This is a genomic window from Ohtaekwangia sp. (assembly GCF_036568665.1).
In the GTDB taxonomy this organism is placed as follows: Bacteria; Bacteroidota; Bacteroidia; order Cytophagales; family Cyclobacteriaceae; genus Ohtaekwangia.
Genome location: NZ_DATCSD010000238.1, coordinates 1 through 9,371 on the forward strand (window position 1 = coordinate 1; position 9,371 = coordinate 9,371).

Annotated in this window: 8 protein-coding genes; 6 read left to right on the top strand and 2 right to left on the bottom strand. The window is 44.4% G+C overall.

Annotated features, from left to right (window positions below; translation table 11 throughout):
• Window positions 1–2,695 (bottom strand): alanine--tRNA ligase (gene alaS / locus VIN08_RS13235; protein ID WP_331965761.1); only part of this gene is annotated, 2,695 nt, incomplete at its 3' end.
• 214 nt (window positions 2,696–2,909) lie between these two features.
• On the opposite strand from alaS, the gene VIN08_RS13240 reads away from it, so the two are divergent.
• Together VIN08_RS13240 and VIN08_RS13245 are read left to right on the top strand one after the other, a co-directional pair.
• Complete coding sequence (locus tag VIN08_RS13240) at window positions 2,910–3,875, top strand: M23 family metallopeptidase (protein ID WP_331965740.1); 966 nt, start codon at window positions 2,910–2,912, stop codon at window positions 3,873–3,875.
• Window positions 3,875–4,840 carry a M23 family metallopeptidase gene (locus VIN08_RS13245; protein ID WP_331965743.1) on the top strand — a complete coding sequence of 322 codons (966 nt, stop codon included), beginning with the start codon at window positions 3,875–3,877 and terminating at the stop codon, window positions 4,838–4,840. The genes VIN08_RS13240 and VIN08_RS13245 overlap by 1 nt, the downstream gene beginning before the upstream one ends.
• A gap of 21 nt (window positions 4,841–4,861) precedes the next feature.
• On the opposite strand, the gene VIN08_RS13250 is transcribed toward VIN08_RS13245, so the two are convergent.
• Window positions 4,862–5,437, bottom strand: coding sequence for an HPP family protein (locus tag VIN08_RS13250; RefSeq protein ID WP_331965746.1), 576 nt, complete (start codon window positions 5,435–5,437; stop codon window positions 4,862–4,864).
• 104 nt (window positions 5,438–5,541) lie between these two features.
• Between VIN08_RS13250 and VIN08_RS13255 the strand changes: the two genes are divergently transcribed.
• The 4 genes from VIN08_RS13255 to dprA form a co-directional block, all read left to right on the top strand.
• Window positions 5,542–6,633, top strand: a complete 1,092-nt coding sequence (locus VIN08_RS13255; RefSeq protein WP_331965749.1) for a CapA family protein — start codon at window positions 5,542–5,544, stop codon at window positions 6,631–6,633.
• 1 nt (window position 6,634) lies between these two features.
• Entirely contained in the window at window positions 6,635–6,973 is a 339-nt protein-coding gene (locus VIN08_RS13260) for a MerR family transcriptional regulator (RefSeq protein WP_331965752.1), read from the top strand.
• A gap of 116 nt (window positions 6,974–7,089) precedes the next feature.
• Window positions 7,090–8,163 (top strand): acyltransferase, encoded by a 1,074-nt coding sequence (locus VIN08_RS13265; protein ID WP_331965755.1) that lies wholly within the window; start codon window positions 7,090–7,092, stop codon window positions 8,161–8,163.
• Window positions 8,164–8,276: 113 nt separating this feature from the next.
• Window positions 8,277–9,371, top strand: a 1,095-nt coding sequence (dprA, locus tag VIN08_RS13270) for a DNA-processing protein DprA (protein ID WP_331965758.1), incomplete at its 3' end; no start/stop codon positions are given.

Below are 9,371 nucleotides of genomic sequence, written 5' to 3' on the forward strand. Positions count from 1 at the left end.
AACCAGCAATCAATTTACGTGCTTTTTCAATAACAGCATCCAGTCCGTTCAGGTTCTTGCCACCAGCGGTAGCAAAGAAGGGTTGGCCGCCTCCGCCTCCGTCAATTTCCTTAGCTAATTCCTTTACCATGTTTCCGGCATGGTACTGGTTGGTTTGCGCCAGTTTCTCTCCGATCATTACCGTTACCTGCGGCTTGCTTTCTACATCGGCTGCCAGAATCAGCAACAGATCATCGAACTGGTTACGCAAGGCGTATGCTATATTCTTTAATGCATCGGCATTTGGCACCGATACTTTCTCCAGGATGAGGTGATAACCGTTTGACTTTACTGCTTTACCAGCCAGTTCGTCTTTTATAAGATTGGCTTTTTCCTGGTTAAATACTTCTATCTTCTTCTCCAGTGCGTGCTTCTCTTCCGAGAGATTTTTCAGCGATGTAAGCAAGTCTTTCGGATTCTTCAACAAGGCGCGCACTTCATCGAGCAATGCAATTTCGCTGCGAACAAACTGCTCGGCATTCTCTGACGTGATCGCTTCAATCCTGCGCACACCCGCTGCTACTGAACTCTCGGCTATAATTTTAAAGAGTCCTATATTTCCGGTTGACTTCACGTGTGTTCCTCCACAAAGCTCTACAGAGAACTTCGGATCAAATGTAATTACGCGGACAAAGTCGCCATATTTTTCTCCGAAGAGTGCCATCGCGCCAAGCGCTTTCGCCTGGTCGATCGGTACATTCCGCTTTTCATCCAGGTGTATATCTTCACGTATCTTGCTGTTGACTATATCTTCTACCTTCAGAATTTCTTCAGGCGTCATAGCCGCAAAATGCGAGAAGTCGAAACGCAATACTTTATCATTTACCAATGAACCTTTCTGTTCCACATGCTTGCCCAATACCTGGCGTAATGCTGCATGCAGCAGGTGCGTTGCCGAGTGGTTATCCATACTCAACTGACGCTTGTGTTTATCTACCACCGCAGTAAATGAAGCTGAAAGATTTTCCGGAAGTTTATCGGCAGCATGCACGATCAACTCGTTCTCTTTCTTGGTATCGGTAATATATATCTTCTCGTTGGCACTTTCAATATAGCCCGTGTCACCAACTTGTCCACCACTCTCGGCATAGAAAGGTGTGCGATCAAATACGAGTTGGAATAACTCTTTATTCTTTTGTTTGAGCTTTCTATACTTGGTGATTTTTATTTCTGATTCGAGGAAATCATACCCGATAAATTCAGACTTCACATCATCGCCTACAATTACCCAGTCGCCCGTTTCTTTAGCAGCTGCAGCTTTGGAACGCGACTTCTGTTTTTCCATCTCTACTTTAAATCCGTCTTCATCTACCGTAAAGCCGCGTTCGCGTGCAATGAGTGAAGTAAGATCGAGCGGAAAACCATAGGTATCATACAACTCGAAAGCCTGTTCTCCACTTACCGATTGCAATCCTTCCATGCGCTTCAATCCCTTATCGAGTGTGCGCAGGAATGATGTCTCTTCTTCGAAAATTACTTTGCCTACATATTCCTTCTGCGATTCGAGTTCCGGGAATACATCTTTCAATTGATTGCCTAGTACAGCAACCAGCCTATAGATGAAGGGCTCTTTAAAATTGAGGAAGGTAAATCCATAGCGAACTGCTCTGCGCAATATTCTGCGGATAACATAACCTGCACCAGCGTTAGAAGGTAATTGTCCGTCTGCTATAGCAAATGATACTGCACGTACGTGATCGGCAATAACGCGCATCGCTATATCGGTTTTCTCTTCGGCTCTATACTTTATACCCGATGCATTTGCTATATAATCCAGCAGTGGCGTAAATACATCGGTATCATAATTAGAACTTACCAGATTGATAGCGCGGCACAGACGCTCGAAGCCCATACCGGTATCAACGTTCTTGTTCGGCAGCGGCTTGAGTAAGGTTAATTGAGAACGCAGTCTCTCGCGTGCTGTCTTCTTATCATCACCACGATATTCCAGATCGAATTTGAAGAGCTCGCTCGCTCCGCCTTTCTCCGGATTCCAGTAGCGTTCAAATTCCATAAACACGTTGTTCCAAATCTCAATCACCTGCGGGTGATCGTTGTTCACCAAATCCTTACCCGGTATAGCTTTGCGTTCACTATCCGGACGAAGATCAACGTGTATTTCCGAGCAAGGTCCGCATGGACCGAGGTCGGCCATCTCCCAGAAGTTATCTTTTTTATTACCGAGAATGATGCGGTCTTCGGATACAAATTGTTTCCACAGATCAAACGCTTCCTGGTCGAACGGAAGGTTATCATCTTTATCTCCGGCAAACACACTTACATATAGCCGGTCTTTCGGAAGCTTATACTCTTCGGTAAGTAATTCCCACGCCCAGGCTATTGCTTCTTTCTTGAAGTAATCACCAAACGACCAGTTCCCCAGCATCTCGAACATGGTGTGGTGATAGGTATCAATCCCTACTTCTTCGAGGTCGTTATGTTTACCGCTTACGCGAAGACACTTCTGCGTATCGGCTATACGGTTGGATTTCGGTGTGGCGTTTCCTAAAAAATAGTCTTTGAACTGAACCATGCCCGAGTTGGTGAACAACAACGTTGGGTCGTTCTTCAACACCAAAGGAGCTGAAGGCACGATGGTGTGTCCTTTTTTCTCAAAAAACTCTAGAAATTTTCGTCTGATCGAACCCGAATCCATTACCATTATTATTAAATCTTGTTTTACATCTTACCCGGTCCTGGAGCCCATTGAAAGAACGGGGGTTTGGCAGGGCAAGGGTTTTTACTATATTAGCCCGCAAAAAAATACGAGCAAGCCACAAAATTAAGCGCAGATGACAGAGATTAAGCAGGTATCAGATATTTTTTTCTGGCTTGAAACATCTTTTGCATATAGAAGCTGACCTGACTTAATGAAGGACGTTAAATATATCTACAACTCAAAAACCTGTCAGTACGAGCGCGCTCGCGTTACGTGGCGTGACATTGTTTTTACTACTGCCGGTGTTTTATTTACTGCTACACTCCTATTTATAGGCATTGTATTCTTACATAACCGTTTTGTTACTTCCGATTACGAGCGGGAGCTTCGTACCGAGAATAACCTGTTGAAAGAACATAAGCCTGTGCTGCTGCAAAACCTGCAGGAGATAGAGGCCACTTTAGTGAAATTAAAAACAGAAGAGAAAGACCTGTATACCAAGCTCTTCAATACAACGCCTCCTTCTGAAAAAAATACAACAGCATCTTTATCGAAAGAAAAAGTACTTCTGGCGGATGCCGGAGATTTTCAATCTATACTCGAAACATTAAAGGGCCGTTCGGAGGCGCTATACCATCGCACAACCGATTCGCATACTACCGATCAGCCTATCAGTCAGGAAGATATAGCGATGATGCTATCCCTTCCATCTATACTTCCCATCGATAGTCTCGAAGCAGACCAACTGGTATCGGGTTTTGGCAAACGCGTAAATCCTTTTCATAAAGGTATGTATCTGCACCCGGGCGTTGACTTTGTAGCCCCTCGCGATACAGAAGTGCGCGCTACGGCTCCGGGAGAAGTAAACAGCATTAACAGAAACGAATTACAGGCCGGCTATGGTAACTCTATTGTAATAGACCACGGCCACGGTATGTCTACACGCTACGCGCACTTAGAGACTATTACTGTGCACCCCGGCCAGAAAATAACAAAAGGAATGGTGATTGGTACCGTAGGAAGCAGTGGCGGCTCTATTGCTCCTCACCTTCATTATGAAGTGATCCGCGAAGGCGAGCATGTCGATCCGGCTCTTTACTTTATAGAAGGTATTACCAGCCAACAACACCATCAATTACTCGAACGCAGTAAGCAATCTAATCAGTCGCTCGATTAATGACACGCATTAAGTATAAATACAATCCGGAAACACTGCGCTACGAACCCTGGCGCCTGAAAGGAAGAGCTCTTCGCATCCGCACGCTTATACTCTTTAGTATTTCGCTTACGCTCGCGTTAGTAGCCTATAGTTTCTATATTCAATATGTAGGCTCGTTTGATGAGATCGTATTGAAACAAAAAAATCAAACACTGCGGGTTGAGTGGCAATTGATAGAAGACCGTACGCACGAAGCATACGCTGAGCTTCATCAACTGATCGATAAAGACGATCATAATTACCGCGTGATCCTCGATGCTGAACCGCTACAACCCAGTGAGCGACAAGCCGGTGTCGGTGGTAGTGTTAAACTCGATACCAAAGAGTTCAGGGATTTTCCGGTAGTGCTCGATAATTATACTTCCGTGATGCAATTGAAACGTCAGCTGGATGTGGAAGTACAATCGTACGACAAACTGAAATCGATGATCGAAGATAAACTGGAAGCATGGGCCTCGCGACCTGCTATACAGCCGATCAGCAACAAAGAGCTTTCGAGATTACACATGACGTATGGAACGCGCTTCCATCCTATATTTCATAAGTACATGGCGCACAACGGTCTTGACTTTGCTGCTCCGAAAGGAACTCCGGTATATGCTACCGGCGATGGCAAAGTGATCAAGGCATATTTCTCGGGCTCGTACGGTAATGTAGTATATGTAGATCACCACTATAATTTTGAAACGCGTTACGCACACCTTTCTGCCTTCGCAGTAAAAGAAGGTGAAACGGTAAAACGCGGACAAGTGATTGGCTATGTGGGCAGCACGGGGAATTCGGTAGCTTCTCACCTGCATTACGAAGTGCTCTTTAAAGGACAGCACGTGCACCCGATCAATTTCTTTCAGCGCGACCTGAGCAATAAAGAATATCAGAAGCTGATCGAGATCGGAAGCCAGCAGGAACATCCGCTCGACTAATTCGAGTTGAGCGCTATAGCACTATAGATATTTTCGTTTCCATACCCGGTACCAATGCCGGTTAACCGGATATTGCCTGTGCGATGTAATGTTGTTGAAGAACAACGCTACGATGAGCAGGATCATTATACCACTCAGCACCGGGCTTAGCAGATACATATACCCCAGGGCTTTTATTTTTTCAGAACCAATAATCGCGATAAGTGCAGTAGCGCCACCGGGCGGATGCAACGTTCGTGTGATCTGCATCAGCACAATAGAAATAGAAACTGCCAGCGCAGCAGCAAGCCATACTTCCGGAACGAGGTAGCGAATGGTCACTCCTACAAAGGCGCAAACCAGGTGGCCGCCAATGAGATTACGCGGTTGAGCGAGTGGAGAATTGATTACACCGTAAATTAAAACTGATGAAGCCCCGAAGGAACCAATCAGAAAAAGATTATCGAGCTCAGAAAGCGATCGGCTTTGCACATACCCGATCAACCCGATACCAAAAAACGAACCTATAAAAGTCCACAGGTGCTCTTTAAAATCGATGAGCGTCTCTTTATATATCACGATCTTTAGTAATCGTACATTCCGCTTCAATTTTTTCATGACGTAAAATTAACCGGACACTCTATATCACATTATTAGAAAGTAATTAGCAAGCTTTGGCAGGCTACCGAAAACTTTTTTTCTTTGCATTTTATAAATCGTTGATGATGCGTATTTTATTACTCTCTGTTTTATCTCTTGCTTCTACTTATAGTATAGCCCAGCAAGTGCAGGATTCTATTGCTACACCCCGCCACGACTCGGTTGCTTTTACCCGGAAGGATACGCTCACCATTATTGGTGTGGGCGATATTATGATGGGAACGAGTTACCCTGACGATAAACTCCCTGCGGAAGACGGAGCTTTTCTGATGCGTGAAGTAGAACCTGTTCTGCGCAATGCCGATGTTACGTTTGGCAACCTGGAGGGCACCTTGCTGGATGCTGGCGGAACTCCTAAAAAATGCAAAGACCCGAAAGTGTGCTATGTATTCAGAACACCAACACGTTATGTAAAGAACCTGATCAGTGCCGGCTTTGATATGATGAGTCTTGCCAATAACCACGCAGGCGATTTTGGCGATGCCGGTCGCAGCAGCAGTATGAAGACACTCGAGGTTGGAGGTATACTTCATGCAGGCCAGGTAAATCAGAAAACAGTGATCTTCACAAAAGACAGCATTCGTTACGGATTGGTGGCGTTTGCTCCCAACAGCAACTGCGTGAACCTCAATGATCATGAAACCGCCAAGGCCCTGGTAAAACACCTCGACTCGCTGGTAGATATAGTGATCGTATCATTCCATGGCGGAGCAGAAGGCGCACAGTATCAAAATATACCGCGCACCAACGAACTATTTCACGGAGAAAATCGTGGAGATGTATATAAATTCTCACGTCTTATGATCGATGCAGGAGCCGATATTATTTTCGGACATGGTCCGCACGTAACACGCGCAGTAGATGTATATAAAGATCGCTTCATTGCCTATAGCATGGGAAATTTTTGCACGTATCGCGGAATAAGTGTAGCCGGCATTAACGGACTCGCGCCAATAATTAAAGTGTATACCGACCGCACGGGTAAACTTTTCAAGGCAGAAATTACACCTACCTACCAGACTTACGGCAGCGGAGTAAAAATTGATCCTCAGAAACAGGTAATTAAAAAGATACAGGAACTCACTAAAAAAGATTTACCTGAATCCCGGGTACGCATTGATGATAATGGTTTAATTACTTATCTTGCTCAGTAACATGGCGTATAAAGAAAAGGAAATTGAAAAGCTTTACTTCTCCATTGGTGAAGTGGCTGAGATGTTTAACGTTGCTCCCTCCTTGATCCGTTTCTGGGAATCTGAGTTTGACCTGATCAAACCCAAAAAAAACCGAAAAGGAAATCGCCAGTTTACCAAGGAAGATATAGATAACGTTAGAACTATTTACCACCTGGTAAAGGAAAAAGGATTTACCCTGCAAGGCGCGAAAGATATGTTACGAAACGATACGCAGGCTGTAAAAGACAAAATGGAAATGCTGGACTCGCTCAAGCGCGTACGCAGTTTCCTGGTAGAGATGCGCGATAAACTTCATTGAGATATATAGTATATTCTGAAGTTTTATAGTTGTTAGCGATCGCAATCGCCTCTGATCATTTCTGTTAGACTGTATTTTGTTTTTGAATATCCGTATAGCATCTCACTTTTTCGGAAATGAAAAGATTGCGCGAACTGGATTTCCTCAGGGGAATTGCCATTCTATTGGTTCTTCTGAGGCATCAACCCTTCTCTCACTTCACCAAGAATATAGGATGGATCGGTGTCGATCTGTTTTTTGTACTCAGTGGTTTTCTTGTATCGGGGCTGCTGTTCAAAGAGTATATACGGTACGGCAAAATCAATCCCGGGCGGTTTCTCATCCGCAGAGGTTTTAAGATATACCCGATCTACTATCTCTCCTATCCGCTTTACCTGGTTGTAAAAGCAGCACCGCTCTCCTTCCCCGATATACTTTCCGATCTGCTGTTCGTTCAGAATTATACCCGCGGCTGGGGCTATGCGTATGTGGCCAGTTGGTCGCTGGCTGTAGAAGAACACTTTTACTTTGCGCTTACATTCCTGCTGTTCTTCATCATGCGTCCTGCCGGTACAAATACTATCGCTGCTGCAGAACGTATAAAGAAGCTACCCACTATATTATTCACCCTTATTATAGTCTGCGCGCTCGGACGTGTAGCCAGCAATATTTTTCTCCACGACAATGTTCAAAACTTTACTATGACGCACGTGCGGATAGATTCCCTGCTTACCGGTGTACTGATCTCTTTCTTCTTTCACTTCAAAAAAGAACAGCTCACCACTATATTTCAATCAAACCGGTATGTACTATATATCATTGCGTTTATAGGCCTTGCGTGGACACCGTTTGCCGATCCTATACCTTCCTTCTGGGTAAAGACGGCAGGCTTCAGCGCGCTCGCCATAGCCTTCGGCATTGTTCTGCTTCACGTTATACTTACACCTGCAATCAATGAACAACTGGACCGTTACTTCTCCGGAGTTGCCGTAAATATTATTGCTACTATTGGCTATTGCTCGTACTCCATTTACGTGATCCATTCATTGGTAAACAAATGTTATGAGAAATATGAGCTATTCGAGAATAACATTCTCAGCTTCTTCGTTACCTCAGTTATCAGTATACTTCTTGGTATGTTTATGACCTATAAAATCGAAAAGATGTTTTTGAACCTGCGCGATAAACGATTTCCGGGTCGGACAGCATGACCATCAAGCTCTACACTTTAAAAATATATTTTCAAAATACAGTATGAGCCGTGTGATTTATCACCGGCTTTTATATTTTTAGGACTTCAAGTTGTGTACTATATATACTCGTTATGGATCAGAACAGACTGTCGCTGTTAGCGCTGCATTTTATTCCCGGTATAGGAGACTATACCATTCGGCAATTGGTAAGCTATTGTGGCTCTGCTGAAAAAGTATTTAAAACTCCCAAAGGAAAATTACTAAAGATCCCCGGCATAGGTACCGTTACCGTAAATACTATTACCAGCGAAAAACCTTTTGGAGCAGCCGAAAAAGAATTGCGTATTGCCGAAAAGAATGATACACGCCTTCTCTTTTATACCGACCGTGATTATCCGTATCGTCTCAAACTGATCAGCGATGCGCCAACATTACTCTATGTAAAAGGCAATGTTGATTTTGAAAACACGAAAGCGGTAGCCATTGTAGGCACGCGCAAATCTACCGACTATGGCAAGCAATGTGTGGAAGAATTAGTGGAGAGTCTTATACCACACAACGCACTCATCGTTAGTGGTCTTGCCTATGGCATAGATATACTCACACACAAGCAGGCGCTAAAACACAACCTGCCAACGCTCGGAGTAATGGGAAGCGGCATGGATATTATATACCCTGCTGCGCATGCAGAGACTGCACGCAAGATGATCAATCACGGTGGACTGCTTACCGAAAATCCATTTGGCACCAAACCCGATGCACATAATTTTCCGGCACGCAATCGTATCATTGCCGGTCTGTGCGATGCATTGATCGTAGTAGAAGCTGCTGAAAAGGGAGGCGCGCTTATTACTGCAGAGATTGCCAACAGCTATAACAAAGATGTATTTGCTTTTCCGGGGAACATCGGTCAAAGTTTTTCTGAAGGCTGCAACAACCTTATCAAGAACAACAAAGCCCATCTCATCAGCACGGTAAAAGACCTGGAGTATATAATGAACTGGGATGCTAACGGCCAACCCGCACCTAAAAAAGAAGCACTCAACCTCGAAGCCTATACGCCCGATGAACAAACCGTTCTAAAAACATTAATAGCCAACAACTACCAACTCATGATCGATGAACTAAGCTGGCGCGCAGGTATATCGGTAAGCACATTGGCATCTATACTCTTGGGCCTTGAGTTTAAAGGTATAATTGCCACACTGCCAGGGAAAGTATATAAA

Bases quoted from the DNA above. Each gene is read 5' to 3' on its own strand.
- VIN08_RS13255 (WP_331965749.1), top strand. From the start codon at position 5,542: ATGATGCGTATTTTATTACTCTCTGTTTTATCTCTTGCTTCTACTTAT.
- VIN08_RS13245 (WP_331965743.1), top strand. From the start codon at position 3,875: ATGACACGCATTAAGTATAAATACAATCCGGAAACACTGCGCTACGAA.
- VIN08_RS13250 (WP_331965746.1), bottom strand. From the start codon at position 5,437: ATGAAAAAATTGAAGCGGAATGTACGATTACTAAAGATCGTGATATAT.
- VIN08_RS13260 (WP_331965752.1), top strand. From the start codon at position 6,635: ATGGCGTATAAAGAAAAGGAAATTGAAAAGCTTTACTTCTCCATTGGT.
- VIN08_RS13240 (WP_331965740.1), top strand. From the start codon at position 2,910: ATGAAGGACGTTAAATATATCTACAACTCAAAAACCTGTCAGTACGAG.
- VIN08_RS13265 (WP_331965755.1), top strand. From the start codon at position 7,090: ATGAAAAGATTGCGCGAACTGGATTTCCTCAGGGGAATTGCCATTCTA.